Raw genomic sequence first — 19468 nt, 5'->3', positions numbered from 1 at the left:
GTCAGGCCTGTTCCCGACCGCCCGAAAACAGCCGTGATGCGCTGAGCAGCATGCCAAGAAAGGCGATGACGGATGCGAATTCCAGGCAGCGTATCGACGGCCGCATGGCGATCAGCCCGAACGTCATCGCCACAAGCATCGCGCCCGTCGCCTGTCCGCACTGGCGCGAAACCTGGACCATTCCACTTGCACTGCCGGACCGTCCGGCGGGGGCTGTGACCATCATGATACGGTTGTTGGGGGGTTGGAATATGCCAAACCCCATTCCCGCCAGCCCGACGCGCCATACGATGTCATACCAGTGTGGCTCCGCAGGGAGCAGATAAAGGGCAAGGAATCCCATCGACGTAGTGAACAGCCCCACCGACGACAGGATCGTGGCCGGGACCCGGTCGCTCAGTCGGCTGATGACCGGCGCGACAAGCATGATTCCCACCGGCCACGGCGTCATCAGCAGCCCGACCACCGATGGCGGTGCATGGAACAGGTTCTGCAATGTGAAGGGAAAGGACACCATAAACAGGTTGGACGACACGAAAGCGAGGAACCCGATGCAGGCCCCGGTGCGGAATGCCGCGACCTGCAACATGTCGATCGGGAACATCGGGTGGGCGCGTCCCTTCTGCCGCCGCACCAGAAGCCAGCCCGATACGATGCCGGTTATCGCGAAGGCATAGACCTGCAGGCTGCTGGCATGGTGTGCGATGGAATCGCCTGCCATGATGAGCGCGCCAAACGCGAACGCATTGAGCAGCGCACTGAGTCCGTCGAATGCGCCATGTTGCAGCGGCGTGCGTGGCAGGGACATCAGCGCCAGCACCAGGGCCGCAAGGCCCAGCGGGATGTTGATGAAAAACAGCCACGGCCATGTGGCGACCGACAGGATGATGGATGCCACCGTTGGCCCCGCCCCCACGCCAAGTGCGACCATCACGCCATTGAGCGCGATGCCGCGCCCGATGATCGCATGGGGATAGATGAAGCGGATCAGCGCGATGCTGACGCTCATGATACATGCCCCGCCCACACCCTGCACCGCGCGCGCCAGCGACAGCGCCAGCAGCGAATGCGACAGCCCGCAGAACAGGGAGGAGACGATGAACAACACCAGCCCGATCTGGCACAGGCGTCCGAACCCGATCCGCGCGCCCAGTGCCGCCGTGGGCAGAAGGGCGATGACACTGGCGAGCTGGTAGGAATTGATGATCCACACCGCCGACGCGGCGGAAACATGCAGGTCCCCCCCGATGGTCGGCAGCGCGACGTTGGCGATCGCGTAATCCAGCAGCGCCAGCAGGACCGACAGTGCGACCGCACACATCGCCTGTATCCGGGCCGCACCGTGCAGGCCCTCTCCTTCGGTCAGTATCTTGGTGTCGCGGGGCATGGCATGTCGCTGTCTTGCGCGGTGTCCGGCGGGCCGGAACGTGCGTGGGGGGCGGGGGGACATCCCCGTCGCAGGCCCGTGTGAAATGCGGGCCGGGGGGCAATGTTCAGTCGCGTGCGGTGTGCTCCAGCGCGCGCATGCCGATATCGTGACGCCAGATGGCATCGTCCCAACGGATCGCACCCACCCCGGCATAGGCCCGGGTGCGGGCCTGTGCCAGCGTGTCGCCTGTGGCGCAGACCGCAAGCACGCGGCCACCCGCCGCGACCAGGTGATGATCGGCATCAAGCTTTGTGCCCGCCTGGAACACCTGCACACCGGGCAGGTCTTGTGCATCGTCGATGCCCGCGATCACGCCGCCGGTCACTGGCCTGCCGGGATAGCCGCGTGCGGCCATCACCACGCTGATGGAGGCCTGTCCCGAAAAGCGGATATCCGTGCCTGCAAGATCGCCCTTCGCCACGGCGGCAAGCGCGGCGAGCAGATCGCTTTGCAGCCGGATCAGAAGGGCCTGCGCCTCCGGGTCGCCAAGGCGGACATTATATTCGATCAGTTTCTCACCCTGCGGTGTCAGCATAAGCCCGGCGAAGATGATGCCGTGGAACGGTGTGCCACGTCGCGCCATCTCGCGCAGCATGGGACGCACCATCGTATCGAGTGCCGCTTCCTGTCGCGCGCGGTCGAATCCTGCGGGGGGGGAAACCGCGCCCATGCCGCCGGTGTTGGGGCCGGTATCGCCATCGCCAATGCGCTTGTGGTCCTGTGCCGCGCCGATCAGTACCGCCTGTTCCCCCGCGCAGAAGGCAAAAAGCGAGACCTCGTCGCCCACCAGGCATTCTTCGATCACCACCGTGCGCCCGGCGTCACCCATCGTGGCGTCGGTCATCAGGTCTTGGATGGCGGTTTCGGCTTCTTCCACGTTCTGGGCCACGATTACGCCCTTGCCCGCCGCCAGGCCATCGGCCTTGACCACGATCGGTGCACCGGTGGCACGCACATGCGCCAGTGCGTCGGCCGCGGTATCAAACCGTGCCCAGCGCGCGGTGGGGATGGCCGCCGCGTCACAGATTTCCTTGGTAAAGGTCTTGCTGCCCTCAAGCTCCGCCGCCGCGCGCGATGGCCCGGCGCAGGCAATCCCGGCCTGTGCGCAGGCATCGGCCAATCCCGCCACCAGCGGGGCTTCCGGTCCGGGCACCACAAGGTCGATGCGTTCATCGCGCGCAAGTTTGATCAGGCCCGCCACATCATCGGCGCGGATGGCGCAATTGGTCCCCAGCGCGGCCGTGCCGGGGTTGCCCGGTGCAATGAACAGCGCCTCCAGCAGGGGCGAACGCGCGATCGCCGCCGCCATGGCATGTTCACGCCCCCCCGATCCGACCAGCAGCACCCGCATGAATCAATTCTCCTGTTTGCAATCCGCCCTTTCGGGACGCGCGTCTCTATCATAACTTCGGGTCATGCATGAACCCAGCTTCCCATCCGGCGCGCCGGGCGCCACGAATATCGCGGAATATTCCGTATCCGAAATTTCGGGCGCGATCCGCAGCACGCTTGAAGGTACGTTTGGACGTATCCGTGTGCGCGGCGAAATTACGGAATTCAAGCGATATTCATCCGGTCACCTTTATTTTTCCCTCAAGGATGAGAAAGGGAAGCTGTCTTCCGTCGTCTGGCGCGGCAGTGTTTCCCGCCTTGGGCTGAAGCCTGAAAATGGCGTGGAGGTCATCGCCACGGGCAAGATTTCCTCTTATGGCGAGCGTTCTTCCTACCAGATGGTGATTGACCGTCTGGAATATGCGGGGGAGGGCGCATTGCTGGCCCGGATCGAGAAGCTGCGCCTGCGCCTTGCGCAGGAAGGCGTGTTCGATGCGGAGCGCAAGCAGCGGATTCCGTTCCTGCCACGTGTCATCGGGGTCGTGACTTCGGCACAGGGGGCGGTGCTGCATGACATCCGCACCACGGTGGCCCGGCGTTTTCCGCGTGACCTGCTGGTCTGGCCTGTCCCGGTGCAGGGCGAGGGCGCGGCCGAACGCATTGCCGAAGCGGTGGCGGGGTTTGACCGGATCGACGGGCGCACGGGGATTGCGCGGCCCGATGTGCTGATCGTGGCGCGTGGTGGTGGTTCGCTGGAGGATCTGATGGCCTTCAATGACGAATCCGTGCTGCGTGCGGTGGCGGCCTGCACGATTCCGGTCATTTCCGCCGTGGGGCACGAGACGGATACGACCCTGATTGATTTTGTGTCAGATCGCCGCGCACCCACCCCCACGGCGGCGGCGGAAATGGCGGTGCCCGTGCGTGCGGAGCTGGAGGCGGACCTTGCCCACCGCATGGCGCGGCTGTCGAACGGGCTGGGGCGTGTGCTGCAGCTTGGGCGGGCGCGACTGGGGCGGGCGGCGGCGGGGCTGCCTGACCTGCCATCGTTGCTGGAAACCGCGCGCATACGGCTTGACGACCGGGGGTATCGCCTCGACATGGCGTTGCCCGCACTGCTGGAACGTCGTCGCGCGCGCTTGCAGGCGGCATGTGACCGCTTGCCCACGCCCGGCACCATCATTGCGCTGAAACGTTCCGGCCTGACGCTGGCGTCGGCGGCACTGGCGCGTGGGGGGCCGCAATATCTGCGCGACCGCCGGGGCCGGGTGACGGCGCTGCGTCCTTCGGCCCCCGCCCTGCTGGCGTTGCTGCGTGAACGGCGCGCACGCGTGCAGGGGGAGGGCGGGCGTCTGGAATCGCTGTCGCCGCGTGCGGTGCTGGAACGTGGCTATGTGCTGGTGCAGGACCGCGCGGGCCATCCGCTGACACTTGCCGCGGAGGTGAAAGCGGGCGCGCAGGTCATCATGACCTTTGCCGATGGGGACGTGGCGGCGCGGGTCGAACGTGCGGCCCACAGCGAACAGGGGCGGCTGGACCTGTAACAATGAAGGAAAAAACAGTGGCAAGGCATGGTGTGAATATGGAACGGCGCGTGATGTCGCGTGTGGCAATGGCTGTGGCAATGGCAGTGCTGGTGGGGATGGCATCGGGTCTGTCGGCCTGTGCGCCGCACCACCATGCGACACCCGTGGCCCTGCCACCGCCTGCGGTTGCCGCGACGGGGGCTGCGGAACCTGTGCTGGTGAACGACCCTTCCGCCCCTGCGGATACGCCGCTGTGCGGTCATGCCGCGCGGGAGGCCAACGCCATCGGGGCGACAATCCACCCTGACATCACCCCCGCACGCAGCAGTTGCGCCGCGAATGCGTGTTTTGATCCCCAGACGGGCACCTATATCGGGGCGGATGGTAACCGCCATGTGTGCCGATAGGGCGTAGCCCCACCCGTCATTGCCATGCGTATGGGGCCGCCATGGCAGGCAGGCCATGGCAGGAAGCGCGCTTCCTGCCCCTGATCTGCTGAGAGAGTGTTTGAAAACAAATCATTGATAAAAAACAGGAAAAGTTTTTGGGTGCCGCCTTTTTTTAAAAAGGCGGTGTCTTCTGAAGCTTTTTGGAAAAAGCTTCACCAAAAACCTTTATGATTTCAGGAAGTTATCGAGCCTGAATTTTTAAACCGTCTCTTATGGGGCCATGGTGCCCAAAGGGTCATACCCCTTGGCGGGGTATGGGGCAAAACCCCATGAAAACCGCCCCACGCGCCCCATCCCGTAACATGGGGACAGCGCGCGTGCTCCGTAATCAGCGTTCGATCGGACGGTACTTGATGCGGCCCGGTTCGGTTGCATCCGGCCCGAGGCGACGGCGTTTGTCTTCTTCATAGGCCTGGAAGTTGCCTTCGAACCATTCGACGTGGCTGTCGCCCTCGAACGCAAGGATATGCGTTGCAAGACGGTCAAGGAACCAGCGGTCATGGCTGATGATCACCGCACAGCCCGCGAACTCCGCCAGTGCGTCTTCGAGGGCGCGCAGCGTATCGACGTCAAGGTCATTGGTCGGTTCGTCAAGCAGGATGACGTTGCTTTCCTGACGCAGCATCTTGGCAAGGTGGACGCGGTTGCGTTCACCACCCGACAGGACGCCAACCTTTTTCTGCTGGTCCGGTCCCTTGAAGTTGAAGGCCCCGACATAGGCGCGTGACGGCACCGCGCGCTTGCCAAGATAGATGACATCCGTCCCGCCGGAGATTTCTTCCCACACGGTCTTGTTGTCATCAAGGCTGAAGCGTGACTGGTCCACATAGCCCAGTTTGACGGTATCACCGATCTTCAGTTCGCCACTGTCTGGCTTTTCAAGGCCCATGATCATCTTGAACAGCGTGGACTTGCCCGCGCCGTTCGGCCCGATCACGCCAACGATGCCACCGGGCGGCAGCTTGAAGTTAAGGTCGTCGATCAGCAGGCGGTTGCCAAAGCCCTTGCGCAGGTCTTCGGCCTCGATCACCGTGCTGCCAAGGCGCGGGCCGGGCGGGATGACGATGTCGGCAACACCGGTCGCCTTTTCCCCGCTCTGGGCCAACATTTCCTCGTAACGTGCGATACGCGACTTGCTCTTGGCCTGACGCGCCTTGGGGGAGGAGCCGATCCATTCCTGCTCTGCCGCAAGGGCGCGCTGGCGTGCGCTTTCCTCTTTTTCTTCCTGTGCAAGGCGCTTGCGCTTTTGCGTCAGCCACGAGGAGTAGTTGCCCTCGAACGGGAAACCACGGCCACGTTCAAGTTCAAGGATCCAGTTCGTCACGTTATCAAGGAAGTACCGGTCATGGGTGATGACCATGACGGTGCCTTCGTAATCGCGCAGGGTCTTTTCCAGCCAGGAGACGCTTTCGGCATCAAGATGGTTGGTCGGTTCGTCAAGCAGCAGCAGGTCAGGCTTTTCAAGCAGCAGGCGGCACAGCGCCACGCGGCGGCGTTCACCACCGGACAGCTTCTCCACCGGGCTGTCAGCCGGGGGGCAGCGCAGCGCGTCGAGCGCGATCTCCAGCTTGCGGTCGAGTTCCCATCCGTCGCCCGCATCGATGACTTCCTGTAGTTCCGCCTGTTCGGCAAGCAGGGTGTTCATCTCTTCGTCGGACATGGGTTCGGCGAACTTCATCGAAATTTCGTTGAAGCGGTCCACAGCCTTTTTCAGCTTCCCGAAGCCAAGGGCGACGTTCTCGCCCACGGTCAGGCTCTCGTCGAGCTTGGGCTCCTGTTCGAGGTAGCCGATGGTCGCACCTTCGGCGGCCCAGGCCTCGCCACCGAATTCCTTTTCGATGCCGGCCATGATTTTCAGCAAGGTGGACTTGCCCGCGCCGTTGACACCAAGGACACCGATCTTGACGCCGGGCAGGAACGACAGGGTGATCCCCTTGAAGACCTCGCGCCCACCCGGATACGCCTTGGTCAGGTCCTTCATCACATAGACATATTGCGTGGCGGCCATGACGGTCAGGCTCCCGAAAGCTGAAGGATATAGGAATGTGCAAGGAACATGGTTGAAGGCCCCTACGGCGAAGGGCCGCGTTCGTGCAACATGGGCCTGCGCCCGGCAGGACTTGAACCCGCAACCAAGCCGTTATGAGCGGCCCGCTCTAACCAATTGAGCTACGGGCGCGCAGGCAGGCCTTGATTCGCGCATGTGCGCGCTTTTTGCAAGATGCGATAGGGCCCGGGGATGCCGAATTTAGATCTTTTTTCACCGACACCCCCCTCACGGCAAAGATGACATACGTGTAACGTCCATGATCTGGCTCATGTCCGTGGGGCGCGATTGACTGTATCGGGCATGGACAGGACACGCGTGATGGCGGGGTGTTGCCCCGCAGGATCAGGCGTGTGAATTCGAAAGCGACAGAATAACCCTTTGCATGGCAGGAGCCATAAAGTGGACGTATCCAAGATTTCCCCGGGCAAGGACGTGCCCAACGACATCAACGTGGTCATCGAGATCCCGCAGGGATCGGGCGTGAAGTACGAAATCGACAAGGACAGCGGCGCGGTCGTCGTTGACCGTATCCTGTTCACGCCCATGGTCTATCCCGCGGCGTATGGGTTCATCCCCAACACGCTGGCGGCCGATGGCGACCCGACCGATGCGCTGGTGCTGCTGCCGGCTGCCGTGGTGCCGGGTTGTGTGGTGCGTGCGCGTCCCATCGGCATGCTGAAGATGGAAGATGAAAGCGGCCAGGACGAAAAGATCATCTGCGTCCCCCACGACAAGGTGCATCCGTACTATTCCAAGGTCGAGAAGCTTGAAGACCTGCCCGAGATCACCCTGAAGGAGATCGAGCATTTCTTCACGCGCTACAAGGACCTTGAAAAGGGCAAGTGGGTGAAGGTGTCCGGCTGGGCCGACAAGGAAGAAGCCGGCAAGGCGATCCTGGATTCCATCAAGGCCGTCACCAAGAAATAATGCCATTACGGGGTGGCGGGCCGGTCGGTCCCACCGCCCCCGTGGTTGCGTCAGGTTGCGTGTGCGTGGGGGTCAGGCCACCACGGCGCGTGCCTTGCGTGTCGGGGTCCTGCGTGTCTGGGCCTTGTGTGCCGCAGTTTTGTGTGCCTCAGCCTTGTGTGCCGGGGCCTTGTGCCCTGTCAGGCGTTCAATCAACGCCATGTAACGGGCCATGTAATCGCCCATGTCCAGCGTGCGGACAGCTTCCGCACGGACCCTGCCCCGCAGTCGCCGTGACAGCGTCTGATCCTCCAGAAGTTCAAGGACACCATCCGCGATGCGCCCTGGCTCCAGGAATGGTACCAGACGCGCGGTTCTGGCGTCCTGTAGGAATTCCCGTACAGGTGGGGTGTCGCTGCCGACGATGGCGCATCCGCAGGCCATCGCCTCCCGCAGGGACCATGACACCACGAACGGATATGTCAGATAGACATGCGCGTCGGAGCGTTGCAGCAGGCCAATGAAACGGTCATAGGGCAGCCTGCCGACGAAATGCACCCGCGTAGGGTCGATCCATGCGCCCAGTTCCGAGAGCATCCGCTCACGCCAGCACCCCTGGGGCGGCGGGGTGCCGTAACTGACGCCATCACCCCCCACCACGATCACCCGCACATCCGTCCGTGCGCGCAGGATACGCGGCAGCGCACGCATGAAGACATGGAAACCGCGATAGGGTTCAAGGTCGCGCGCGACATAGGTCACAAGTTTTTCGCGGGGGGAGATGCGGACATCCTCCAGTGCGAAGGGACGGGTCGCGGCGCGTGGGTCGGGACGGCACTGCGTCAGGTCCACCCCTTCATGCAGCAGCGTAATGCGTGGGCGTGCCCAGTCGGGATAGGTGTCGCGTTGGAAGCGTGTGGGGCAATGGCCCCATCCCGGCTGTGCCAGTGCCTGCAGGTTGAGGGTGTTGCGCGCACGCACCATGGGCGCCGACGCCGCGGGGAAGGGGAATTCGGGGTCAAAGCCGACATCCAGCCCCGATGGATGATAGAAGAATTCATAATATCCCAGCATCGGCACACCGGGATATACATCGCCAAGGTCCAGCAGTTCGCCCCAGCCATGATGGCCAATGATGATATCGGGGACGAAGCCAAGGTCACGCAGCGTGCGCGCCGCCTGCGCCACCTGTGCGGCGCGTTGCATGGCATGGGCGATTTCACCCACGGGGGGTGGCCCGCCAACCTTTGCCGGTGGGGGCATGCGGTATCCCACCCGCCTGACCCCGGGCATCATGCCCTGCCCGGTCTCGCTTATGAAAACAAGTTCATTGCCCCCCTGCGCATGAAGATGGCGCAGGAGGTGCAGGAACTGTCCGGGGAAGTTCTGGTGGACGAACAGGTATTTCACCTGTCACGCCCCCCTGTGCCCGCCCATGGCGCGGGGCCGGGCCGGGGCAGGTGTGGGCATGGTGATGGCATGATGCGTCAGGTCCGGCGCCGGGTTGCGGCCTTCTTGCGTGCCTTGAGCAGCGCCACCCGCGAACCCGGCGCCTTGCGACCGCGACCGGGATGGATATCCCTGGGCGGTATGTCCGTGGCATCGACCTGCGTGTCCCTGACCTGTGTGTCCTTGGCCTGTGTATTCACGGCCTGTGCATCCATGGCCTGCGTGCGCGCCCTGGATGCGGTTTTCGCTGTTACTTTCGCCGGGCTTTTCTTGGTGCCACGCGTTGTGCCCGCGCGTGGGGCGGTGGCCGCAGCAATGGCGGAGGGAGCCTGTTCCCCCGCCATATCCCTGCGCGCGGGGCGGCCGCCGCGTCGTGTGCGTGTTGCCGCAGGCGCCGCTTGTGCCGCTGATACCTCATCAAGCAGATCAAGTACCTGCGTATCATGCGCCATATCGACCGCCATGTCGGCATTTTCCGGCATGATGCCCCCCGTCATGTCGTCCTGTGCCGTGCGCGGGGTGATTTCGATCCTGAACGCTTCGAGTGGCGACAGATCATCGGACATGACGGCGATATCCTCCACCGGTCCGATATGGCTGCCATCGATAAAGGTGGCGCTGACGCGGCATATGAACTGTTCCGCGGCCTTGCCTGTCAGGCGCACGCGCAGTCCCAGCAGGGGCAGCGCCATGCCACGGCTGCCGCAATAGGTGCCCCCTTCCACCCAGGGGGAGAACCATCCCTGTCCGAGTACGGCCTGGTATTCGATCTGACCCGGTGTGACGGGATCGTCGGGCAGGATGGAGAAACCCTCAATCCACGCATGGCCACCGACCGTTCCCATCCATTCGTCACATGTGACATGCACATCCCCGCGCCGCTGGATATGGGCGACGATGCCGCTGCCACCGGTTTGGGGTGCGGCGATGGGGGGGGCGGTCGCGGGCCGGGGGGCAGCCTGTTGCATCGCGGTCGCCGGAGCGGCGAATGGCGCCGCCGCGGCGGCTGGTGTCGTGGGGGTATAAAGCCGGGCAACCTGCAGATTGGGCCGCACGTCGTCATGGGCGGGATCGTGATAGGTCGTGACCAGTATCCATGTGGGCCGGTTGTCCACCCGCACCAGCGCCGCACCACGATCGAGGCCAAGCCACCCGTCATCATCAAGGCCACGGATCGTGATCGCACCATCCGGGTCCGTGGGTGAAGGGGTCACGCGCACCCCCGGCAGGCCGCCAAGCCCCCCCATCCCGGGCGGGCGGGCGACGGGGGCGTGAAAGATGCAGAACGTCCCGGGTTCCAGCAGCATCAGTTGCGCGGAGACCCCGACATTGAGGATTCGGTCAGGCCGCCCGGTCATGCGGGGGCGTCCGGCTGGCGGGAATGTGCGCGGGTGGGCTGCACAGGACATGTCAAAGGCCGGGCATGGGCCGGATTACGGATCAAGGCCGGATTTCCCCCGTTGGCTGTATCGCGTGTCATGGTCGGGCATGCCCTGCCGGTCAGGGCGGCAGGGTGCGCGGCCCATAAGACATGAAAAACATGTTCAATTGGTGAACGCCCATCGACAGCGGCACGGTGGTCCCGCGCCGGGTTGCGCGGATGCGTTCAGCCACCGCCCCGATATCGAACGATACGCAGGGCAGCCCCGCCCGCCACAGCAGCCCCAGCGTAAAGCACCATGTTTCAGGACAGACGGAGGGGACGAACCCGATATCCGCCTGTTGCGCGCGGACAAGGGACAGGGCCTCGGCATCGCCATAACGTCCGGTGATGAAGACATGGCCCGTCGCCAGCAGTTGCGCGTCGTCGGCGGTGTATCCAGCAACGACATATTCCACCGGCAGGCCATGCGCGTGTGCATCGCGCGCCGCGTCACGCAGGATGTCATATCCTTTTTCCATCCCGATCGCGCCCGCCACAAGGACACGTACCCGGCCCGTGCGTGGGTGTGCGGCGATGGTGTGCATATCCTGCGGCACGGGGGTGGCCGCCACCAGTTCGGGGAGTGAAAGCGTGGGGCGGTCGTCTTCAGGCGGGCGGACATGTACGGCCTGCGCCGGGAAATGCCGCGCCAGTCGGCGCGCGACATCATGCGATGGCACGATGACCTGCCGTGCATGCGCCATGTCGTGCCCGAAACGGGTGCGCAGGGCCACGATGCCGCCGTCCCCTTCGTGTTCCCCTCCATCGGGGTCAAGCAGGCTGCCCAGTGCCGTCACGCAGCGGGTGCAGCCATCGATGTCGGGTTCCCCGCAGTAACGGCCCGACGGCCCGACCATGGCGATACGCGGGCACAGTCGCGCATAATCATGCACATACATTTCATAGGGGACGCCAAGCGCCATGCACAGTTCACGCAGGCGCGGCCCATGGCCCAGTGCATGGTGCCATTCCACGGCGCGCACGCCCTCTGTCCGCAGGAAGGCCAGCAGGGCATCGCGTTCCATTGGCCAGCGGAATGTCAGCACCGGCATTTTCAGCCCCTGCGTCCCGTCGCAGTCTTCCTCAATGCAGAAGCCTGGGGTGTCATGGGGGGAGCTTTCATTGGCGGGACGCAGGATCAGCGGACGTATGCCCCGTGCCCGCCACATGCGTGCGCGTTCGGTGATGACACGGTCCACCCCGCCGCGCATGGAATGGGTGGCCAGCACCACGGCACGCGAAAACCCCTGCGCGCGTGACATGCGCCGCCACAGCACCACCCCCATGCGCCGTCGCGCGGGGGCCAGCGGGTCGCGCGCCACATGATCGCGGATCAGGGCGTCATATCCGGGGTAAAGGCGGTTGATTACCCACAGATTGCGTTGCATCAGCGTATGGCGCGCCATTCCGAACGATGCGCCGCCCACATGCCCGACAAACGCGCCGGGGGCCGCGACATGACGCCAGCCCAGCCGTGTGGCCCGCATGCAGAAATCGTTTTCTTCTCCATATCCCTGCGCGAACAGCTCGGTCCGTAACGGGCCGGTCGCGTCCAGACAGTCATGGCGGATAAACATGCAAAAACCATGTGCGGTGGGGATATCCACCGCCCGTCCCGCATTGGCGGTGCGTGCGGCGTCCATCAGCATATGCACCTGTCGTGCATCGGGGGGCGGGATATCGCCGGTATCGGCGTGCGGGTCGGGCCATGTCAGGATGCTGGCATCGTTGGAAAAGGGGGTGACGGTGCCGGTGTCGGGCCGCCCATATGCCACGATCGCCAGTTCCTCCAGCCAGCCCGGCGCGACCAGGGCATCGCTGTTGAGGAGGACGACATCATCCCCCCCCGCATGCGCCAGCCCGGTATTGACGGCATGGGGAAATCCCCTGTTGGTTGCATGGCGCAGCAGCGTGATCGCACCGGTTGTCCCAAGACGGTCAAGGTCTGCGGCCAGCGTGGGGTCCGGTGTGGCATCATCCACAACGATGACAGACATCACAAGGCCACTGGCGGATTGCGGGCGGGCGTGCAGGACACTGTCGATACAGGCCAGTGTCAGGTCGCGGTTGCCATGGGCGGGAATGATGACATGCACCCGCCCATTGCGTGACGGCATGTCGCGACGCCGTGCGCCTGCCTGCGTCGTTCCCGCGCGCCGTGGGGTGGGCAGGGGGCCAAGCAGGATCGGGCTGCCGGGCAGGTCGCATCCGCCGGGGGTCTGCACATGCACGCAGCCGGTGGCGGGCAGGGCGTTGCGTGTAATGTGGAACGCGCGTGGCCGTGCCAGTGGCGGCAGGCCGGGGCAGGGGGGCGTGGCCTGTGTGGCGTCGTGTGGGGGGACAAGTGTCGCGCCATGGGCGTCGCGTATCAGGATGCGCGGCGTATGCGCCGGGTCTGCCGGGTGCCATGCCCATCCCCGGATTCCACCCCGGTCAAGCCTGACCGCCCCGACGATACGACGGATGGCGGCGGGGTGCAGCGGGCTGCCCAGCAGGTCGCGCCCATGGGGGTCCGTGGCCGTCATCGTCGCAGCACGTGCGGCCCGGTCGGGCAGGGCGTACGATGTGGCCGATCCATGGCCATCACGCGGAACCCGCATGTCGGCCCTGACCGCGATATCCCCGGTCTTCATGTGTGGGGCCACGCCTGCGGGCAGACCGCCCCAATGCACGGTCCCGTCGCCGGTCATGCCGATCCATCCCGGCAGGTCCAGCGCGGTGCAGACCCGTGTGGCGCAGCCCCCGATGGCATCATCGAACCCATGGCGTGACAGAACATGGGCGACGATCGTGCGGGCATCCGCCCATTGTGCAAGGGCGATATGCGCCAGCGCCAGCAGGGTCCACCCCTCGCGGAAGTCATGTCGGCGCATCAGGGGGTGCAACAGGCGTACGACACCCGCATGATCGCCCATGCCCATCCGGCCCACCGCCAGTGCGAATGCGATATCCGCATCCTGCGGCGCCAGACGCCACGCCCGTTCCAGCCATGGCCCGGCCATGGCGTCCTCCCCCCGTGCGATCAGTGATTGCGCATGGCGCATGGCGGCGTGGGCATCCCCACCGGTGGAAGAGTCGTGGGGGGGACTTTCCCCCGAACTTTTCCCCCTGGGGGCGTCCCCCGGTGGAAGGGGCGCAGCATTATCGCGTGGCACGTGCATCCCCCGATGCCTGCTTGCGTGCGGCTTCCCCCGGCATGGCCATGGGGGTGGCGGTGCGTATGGTATCAGGCGTTATGGCGTCATTTGCGGTGTCAATGGTGGGAGCATGTGCGGCGCCATGCGAAATGTCGGGGGCAATGTCGGGCACGCAGGCAACGGACAGGCGCGCCAGTTCCCGTGTCGCCTGCGTCACGCCCTGTGCCTGCGCGCGGCGCAGCCATATGCGCGCGCGCGCCAGGTCGGTCGTGCCCGCCAGCCCCCGGGCGAAGTAGCGCCCCAGCATCAGTTGCGCCAGCGGGTTGCCCCTTTTTGCGGCTTCGGCGAACCAGTGCTGTGCCTGCGCGCGGTCGGGGGGGACGTCATGCCCGCCACCATACATCGCCCCCAGCGAAAACATGGCATCGGCCAGCCCCTGTCGCGCAGCTTCGTAATACAGCGCCAGCGCACCGGCATGGTCACGGGGGCCACCCTGTCCCGTCACGCGCATCTGTGCCGCCACGGCCTGTGCTTCCGCCATGCCGCTGCATGCGGCCTGTTCGATCCAGTGGCGGCCCGTCACCGTGTCTGCCGTTACGCCCTGCCCACCTAGCAGCATGCGTCCGTACCAGTACTGCGCATTGACCACCCCTGCCTGTGCCGCCTGACGCATCCATTGCGCCGCGTGGATGGGATCGGGGGCGTGGCCGAACCCTTCAAGAAGGCATTTGGCGTAATTGAAGGCCGCGACCGGATCACCCCGCGCCGCCGCCCGTGCGAACCCGTCCGTCAGCGTGCGGTGTTCATCCCCGTCGGCCTCGCCGTCCCTGCCGGATGGTGTGTGGCGCGCGGGCTGGTCCGCGATGTTGTCGAGTATGGCGGCAAGGTCCGCCGTCGCCGCGTCGTCCCCACATGCAACCGCACGGCGCAGCCAGTGGGCCGCCGCGCGTGGGTCGGGCATGGGCAGGCCCCGGCCGGACATGCACATCATCGCCATCATGCGGCACCCGTCGGCGCGTCCCCCCTCCGCCGCGCGCCGGTACCATGCAACCGCCTCATGGTCACTGGCCATTTCGGCGATGCCGCGCGCATGCAGGTCCCCCACGACGATTGCCGCCTCCCGGTCGCCATGCAGGGCCGCGCGGCGCAACCATGTCTCCGCGCGCAGGACATCACGCGCCACCCCCCGTCCGCGCAGCAGCGCCATGCCATAACGCGCGCAGGCGGGACGGATATCCTGTTCGGCGGCCTGCTGGTACAGTTCCGCCGCCGCCCCAAGGTCCACCTTTCCCCCGCGCCCGGTTTCATGCAGCAGGCCCAGCACGTAACACGCACTGCCCAGCCCTCCTGCCGCCGCCCTTTGCAGGGCGTCCATCGCCGTCGCCGCATCCGCCTGCAACCGAGCAAGGCCCAGCCCCAGATATCCCTGCACGCATCCGGCTTCGGCCGCGAGGGTGCTCCAGCGTTCCGCCGCCGCGATGTCGCGTAATTCCTGTGGCCCGTTCGCCAGCAGGTGACCATACAGCGCCTGCGCATCAGGCAGCCCCATTTCCGCCGCGCGGCCGATCCATCGCGTGGCTTCCACCGGGTCGTGCTCAGGGACAGGCATTGCCTCCCCACCAGGCAGCAGCGTCTGCGCCTGGTCCGTGCGCGGGATGTCCAGCAGCAGCAGCATGCCGAACGTAAAACATGACTCCGCATGTCCCGCCTGCGCCCCGCGCAGCAGCCACCGCGCGCCCTCGGGAACACTTAGCGGCGTGCCGGTCCCGTCGAGATAGGCTTGCGCCACGCGATACTGCGCCTGTGGCATCCCCTCGCGCGCCATCTGGCCCAGCAGGGCGAACCCGCGCGCCGCTTCCCCCCCTTCAAGCAGGCGGCAGGCGTGCTCGTAGGCGGCCTTTGGTGCGATACCTGCAAAGAAACGGTCGAAAACGCGCGTGATTTTCATGGTGCCGGCAAATCAGGGTTCGCGCATGCCGTCAGTCATCGCAGGCACCAGCTTGTTCAGCAGGTACTGCATGATGGTGCGTCGCCCGACATGGATATCTGCCTCCACCGGCATGCCGGGCTGTGGGCGGAAGAAGGGTGGAACGCCATGCAGGGTATAACGGTCGATCGCCAGCCGCACGCGGTAATAGGCCGATTGTGGGTCGCCCGTCACATCCGGGGCGCCACCCTCCTGCGCCGTCATGCCGCCCGCACTGTTGCCCCCCCCGACAAAGGAGTCCGCGCTGATGACGCGCACCGTCGCGTCCGCCCCACCATATTGCGTATACGGGAAGGCCGAGAATTTCAGCAACGCCCTGTCGCCGGGCCGGACATAGCCGACATCCAGCCCCCGCATCACCGATTCCACCTCCAGCCGTCCGTCAACGGGCACAAGCGTCATCAGCGGTGATGCCGCCTGCAGCACCGATCCGGTGGACAGGCGCGCGATGCTGAGTACCACGGCATCCTTTTCCGCGCGCATCTGCACCAGCGTATGGTGCAGCATCGCCTTGCGATAGCTGCTGTCCGCATCGGCAAGGTGATGCTGCGCGACGCTGAGATCCTGATAGATCGTGGCCTGCCAGTTGCCGATATAGCCATCGCGCTGCGCCTTCATCGCGTCGAGGCGCGCGCGTGTGGCATCCGCGTCGTGGCGGGCGGTGATCTGTGAACGCACGACCTCCATCAGGCTGTCCTGCGAGGCAAGGGTGGACAGGCGGCTGCCGACCTGTTCGTGTTGCAGGCGTACGCGCATGTCGCGCACATCGCTTGCCACCTTCGCGCGTGCGGCATACATCGCCGTGCTGGCCTCATATCCCTGAAGGTCGCTTTGCAGCCCGACGATCTGGCGGTCGTAATTGGCCACCTTGGCCGAATATTCGGACCTGCGGCGCATGAAATCCGCCGCTTCCTGTATCGAGGCCGGGTCGGACATGTCCGGGGCGTAATCGTGGCCCGCCGCCTCCGCCGTCAGGCGCGCCACTTCCGCGCGATAGGACGCGGCCTGCTTGCGCATGTTTTCCACGTCGGCATCGCTGATGGTGGGATCAAGCTGCGCCAGTACGTCGCCCTTGTGGACAATATCCCCCTCATGCACGTCGATCGAACGGATGATCGACGTTTCCAGTGGCTGCACCACAAGGGTGCCATCCGCCGCGACCAGCCGCCCGTTGGTCATGACCACGCGATCCAGCGGCAGGAACGTCATCACCAGCAGGCCCGCAATGGCAAGCCCCCCGATCACCCAGATGATATACAGCGCCGCATCCTGTGGCGGCATGTCGATCAGCGCCGCGCTGGGGGAATAGAACTCCAGCAGGCCGGGCGGCATCGCCGGTGTCGTGTCGTTGTCGGCACGGGGGAGCAGGCGGGCGAGCCTGCGGCCGGTATCGGCACCTGTCGCGCCGTGTGTGCCGCCATCCGGGGCGCTGGCATCATGGGGGGGCATGTCGCGCTCGCTCATTCTTCGGGCTCATGAAGGTCGGGCAGCATGTCTTCGCCCGATGCGGCTGGGGGGGACGACTGGTGCCGGTTCTGCTGTTGCCACAGGGTGCGATAGATCTCGCATCGCCGGAGCAGGACCGCATGCGGGGCGATATCGACCACCTTGCCCTGATCCATCACGCAGATCTGGTCACATTCCATCAGCGATGACAGCCGGTGGGAGACGATGACCATCGTGCGCCCATGCGCCAGGCGTTGCAGGTTCGCGTTGACCAGAGCCTCGCTTTCGGGGTCAAGGGCGGATGTCGCCTCGTCCAGGATCATCAGGCGCGGGTCTGAAATCACCGCCCGCGCGATGGCAAGGCGCTGGCGCTGCCCGCCGGAGATGTTGGTGGACCCTTCCTCGATCCATGTTTCATACCCTGCGGGCATGCGTTCGATGAACTCTTCCGCCCCTGCAAGGCGGGCCGCGCGGACCACGGCCTCCATCGTCAGGCCGGGCCGGCCGGCGACGATATTGTCGCGGATGGTGCCACGGAACAGGAAGTTGTCCTGCAACACCACCCCACACGACCGGCGCAGGTAGGTCAGGTTGATTTCACGCAGGTCGATCCCGTCAAGCCGGAGATAGCCGGTATAGGACCGGCTGACGCCCTGCAGCAGGCGCGTGATCGTGGATTTGCCCGACCCGCTGCGTCCCACCAGTCCCAGCATGGTGCCCGCCGGGACATTGAATGTGACATCCGACAGCGCGGGTGTGGATGCGCCGGGATAGGTGAAGCAGACATCGGAAAAAGACAGCGCCCCGTGGATGGGCGGGCGCATGCCGGTGGTCAGGGCCTGCGTCTCGGTGGGGCGGTTCAGCACCGATCCCGCCTCGCCCAGGGAGGCGCGGACATCGTTGAGATCGTCGATCAGGCGCGCCAGCCCCACCAGGGGGGCCGCGACCCGGCCGCCAAGCATGCTGAAGGCCATCAGCGCCCCGGCTTCCAGCCCGGTGGAGGTGGAGCTGATGGCCAGATAAGCCCCGATCAGGATGATGCCGCGATTGATGAACAGGTCGAGCGGCATGACCATCATGTTGATCCAGTTGCCCATCCGCCCCGACGCCAGCGAGGTGCGCACGACATCGGCGGTGTGTTCGTCCCACAGGTGGCGACGGCTTGGTTCCAGCGCCAGCGTCTTGATGGTGCGGATGCCCGAGACGGTTTCATACATGACGGCGTTGCGCGCCATTTCCGCGTTGACCTGCCGTCCCACCAACCGGCCCATCGGGGCCATGCCGATGACGACCACCAGCCCGATTGCGCCGGCGGCGGCGATCGTCATCCATGCCAGCGTCGCGCTGAGCCAGAACAGCAGCGGCAGGATCACCACCAGTGTGAAAAGGTCAAGGAAGGTGGACAGCAGCCGCCCCGTCATGAACTGACGCACCTTGTAAATGGCGGACACGCGCCCGATGATGTTGCCCGCCTGCGCACGTTCGAAAAATTCCAGAGGCAGCGCCAGCAGCCTGTCGAAGACCGTGAGCGAGATTTTGGTATCAAGGCGCGTACTGATCACCAGCGTCAGTTCCCGCCGCCCGTAGGTCAGCAGGGTTTCATAGAAGCTCATGACGATCACAAGCCCGCTGATGGAAATCAGCGTCGCCATGGAGTGGTAGTTCACAACCCGGTCGATCACCTGCATGACGATCAGCGGCGGGAAGATCGCAAGGATGCTGATGACCATGGAGGCCAGGATGATATTGCGCAGCAGGGAACGTTCGCCCATCACCATGCGCGCCAGCCATGCGGCGTCGATCGGGGGTTCGGACTGGCGCGTCTCGCTACGCGCACGCACCAGCAGGACGTCGCCTGTCCATGCCTGGTGCATGCGCAGTTCGTCCACCGCCACAGGTGCGCTGCCGTCCGGGGCGAACGGGTCCACCAGCCAGACGACGCCGTCACCGGCATCCGCGCCAACCATCAGCCCCGCCGAACCGTCGGTGAACATCAGCACGATGGGCGGGATGTCGCGCATCTGGACCAATGTGGCCCACGGCATGTGCATCCCGCGTGCGCTCAGGCCGTTTTCTTCCAGCCAGCGGGCAAGGGACGCGACGGAGGGAACCTCCTCGCCCGGTTCCGCCCGGTAATCGCGGACCTCCAGGTCGATACCATGAAATTTCGCCGCCCGAACCACCGCCTGCAACCGTACCGTGACGGATGCGTGGGGGTCATCTTCCGGTGGGGGAAGGGCGGGATCTGTCTTCGGGTCCAGATAGCCCACGGCGATCCCCTGCTTGCAAGACTTTGGCCAGATGAAGCCTGCAAACTAGGTCCAGAAAGCAAAA

Annotated in this window: 12 protein-coding genes and 1 tRNA gene; 3 read left to right on the top strand and 10 right to left on the bottom strand. The window is 65.1% G+C overall.

What is annotated here, in order from left to right; all coding sequences use genetic code 11:
• Nucleotide 1 precedes the first annotated feature (1 nt).
• The gene (locus IFJ82_RS15505; protein ID WP_003617190.1) at nucleotides 2-1387 is read right to left on the bottom strand and encodes an MFS transporter; all 1386 of its coding nucleotides are present in this window, start codon (nucleotides 1385-1387) and stop codon (nucleotides 2-4) included.
• A 106-nt stretch (nucleotides 1388-1493) separates the two neighbouring features.
• A complete protein-coding gene (gene purD, locus IFJ82_RS15500) occupies nucleotides 1494-2780 on the bottom strand; it encodes a phosphoribosylamine--glycine ligase (protein WP_075595677.1) in 1287 nt (428 codons plus the stop codon).
• Nucleotides 2781-2844: 64 nt separating this feature from the next.
• On the opposite strand from purD, the gene xseA reads away from it, so the two are divergent.
• On the top strand, nucleotides 2845-4305 hold the full coding sequence (xseA, locus tag IFJ82_RS15495; RefSeq protein ID WP_075595676.1) for an exodeoxyribonuclease VII large subunit: 1461 nt from the start codon (nucleotides 2845-2847) through the stop codon (nucleotides 4303-4305).
• 2 nt (nucleotides 4306-4307) lie between these two features.
• A complete protein-coding gene (locus IFJ82_RS15490; protein WP_225578714.1) occupies nucleotides 4308-4694 on the top strand; it encodes a BA14K family protein in 387 nt (128 codons plus the stop codon).
• 370 nt (nucleotides 4695-5064) lie between these two features.
• Here IFJ82_RS15490 and ettA read toward each other — a convergent pair whose 3' ends face one another.
• Nucleotides 5065-6744: an energy-dependent translational throttle protein EttA gene (ettA, locus tag IFJ82_RS15485; RefSeq protein ID WP_003617198.1), complete on the bottom strand. Its 1680-nt coding sequence runs from the start codon at nucleotides 6742-6744 to the stop codon at nucleotides 5065-5067.
• Nucleotides 6745-6841: 97 nt separating this feature from the next.
• Nucleotides 6842-6915, bottom strand: a tRNA-Ile gene (locus tag IFJ82_RS15480).
• Nucleotides 6916-7185: 270 nt separating this feature from the next.
• On the opposite strand from IFJ82_RS15480, the gene ppa reads away from it, so the two are divergent.
• On the top strand, nucleotides 7186-7713 hold the full coding sequence (gene ppa, locus IFJ82_RS15475) for an inorganic diphosphatase (protein ID WP_003617200.1): 528 nt from the start codon (nucleotides 7186-7188) through the stop codon (nucleotides 7711-7713).
• 72 nt (nucleotides 7714-7785) lie between these two features.
• On the opposite strand, the gene IFJ82_RS15470 is transcribed toward ppa, so the two are convergent.
• The 6 genes from IFJ82_RS15470 to IFJ82_RS15445 all read right to left on the bottom strand — a co-directional run bounded on the left by IFJ82_RS15470 (nucleotide 7786) and on the right by IFJ82_RS15445 (nucleotide 19404).
• A complete protein-coding gene (locus tag IFJ82_RS15470) occupies nucleotides 7786-9102 on the bottom strand; it encodes a glycosyltransferase family 4 protein (protein WP_192265162.1) in 1317 nt (438 codons plus the stop codon).
• 77 nt (nucleotides 9103-9179) lie between these two features.
• Nucleotides 9180-10499 (bottom strand): hypothetical protein, encoded by a 1320-nt coding sequence (locus tag IFJ82_RS15465; protein ID WP_192265160.1) that lies wholly within the window; start codon nucleotides 10497-10499, stop codon nucleotides 9180-9182.
• Nucleotides 10500-10641: 142 nt separating this feature from the next.
• Nucleotides 10642-13719: a glycosyltransferase gene (locus tag IFJ82_RS15460; RefSeq protein ID WP_225578713.1), complete on the bottom strand. Its 3078-nt coding sequence runs from the start codon at nucleotides 13717-13719 to the stop codon at nucleotides 10642-10644.
• Nucleotides 13706-15649, bottom strand: a complete 1944-nt coding sequence (locus IFJ82_RS15455; protein WP_192265158.1) for an SEL1-like repeat protein — start codon at nucleotides 15647-15649, stop codon at nucleotides 13706-13708. Before IFJ82_RS15455 ends, IFJ82_RS15460 begins: the two co-directional genes overlap by 14 nt.
• A gap of 12 nt (nucleotides 15650-15661) precedes the next feature.
• Nucleotides 15662-17152 carry an HlyD family type I secretion periplasmic adaptor subunit gene (locus IFJ82_RS15450; protein ID WP_075625230.1) on the bottom strand — a complete coding sequence of 497 codons (1491 nt, stop codon included), beginning with the start codon at nucleotides 17150-17152 and terminating at the stop codon, nucleotides 15662-15664.
• Complete coding sequence (locus tag IFJ82_RS15445) at nucleotides 17149-19404, bottom strand: peptidase domain-containing ABC transporter (RefSeq protein ID WP_192265156.1); 2256 nt, start codon at nucleotides 19402-19404, stop codon at nucleotides 17149-17151. The genes IFJ82_RS15450 and IFJ82_RS15445 overlap by 4 nt, the downstream gene beginning before the upstream one ends.
• Between the last annotated feature and the right edge of the window lie 64 nt (nucleotides 19405-19468).

It is taken from the genome of Novacetimonas hansenii, from assembly GCF_014843995.1.
Taxonomy (GTDB): domain Bacteria; phylum Pseudomonadota; class Alphaproteobacteria; order Acetobacterales; family Acetobacteraceae; genus Novacetimonas; species Novacetimonas hansenii.
Note: the sequence above shows the minus strand (reverse complement) of the source record. Positions and strands in the feature narration are given on the sequence as shown.

What these genes read in the sequence shown, in the direction of transcription:
- IFJ82_RS15465 (WP_192265160.1), bottom strand. Translation starts at nt 10,499, where the DNA reads ATGACCGGGCGGCCTGACCGAATCCTCAATGTCGGGGTCTCCGCGCAA.
- xseA (WP_075595676.1), top strand. Translation starts at nt 2,845, where the DNA reads ATGCATGAACCCAGCTTCCCATCCGGCGCGCCGGGCGCCACGAATATC.
- IFJ82_RS15505 (WP_003617190.1), bottom strand. Translation starts at nt 1,387, where the DNA reads ATGCCCCGCGACACCAAGATACTGACCGAAGGAGAGGGCCTGCACGGT.
- ettA (WP_003617198.1), bottom strand. Translation starts at nt 6,744, where the DNA reads ATGGCCGCCACGCAATATGTCTATGTGATGAAGGACCTGACCAAGGCG.
- purD (WP_075595677.1), bottom strand. Translation starts at nt 2,780, where the DNA reads ATGCGGGTGCTGCTGGTCGGATCGGGGGGGCGTGAACATGCCATGGCG.
- IFJ82_RS15455 (WP_192265158.1), bottom strand. Translation starts at nt 15,649, where the DNA reads ATGAAAATCACGCGCGTTTTCGACCGTTTCTTTGCAGGTATCGCACCA.
- IFJ82_RS15490 (WP_225578714.1), top strand. Translation starts at nt 4,308, where the DNA reads ATGAAGGAAAAAACAGTGGCAAGGCATGGTGTGAATATGGAACGGCGC.
- IFJ82_RS15450 (WP_075625230.1), bottom strand. Translation starts at nt 17,152, where the DNA reads ATGAGCGAGCGCGACATGCCCCCCCATGATGCCAGCGCCCCGGATGGC.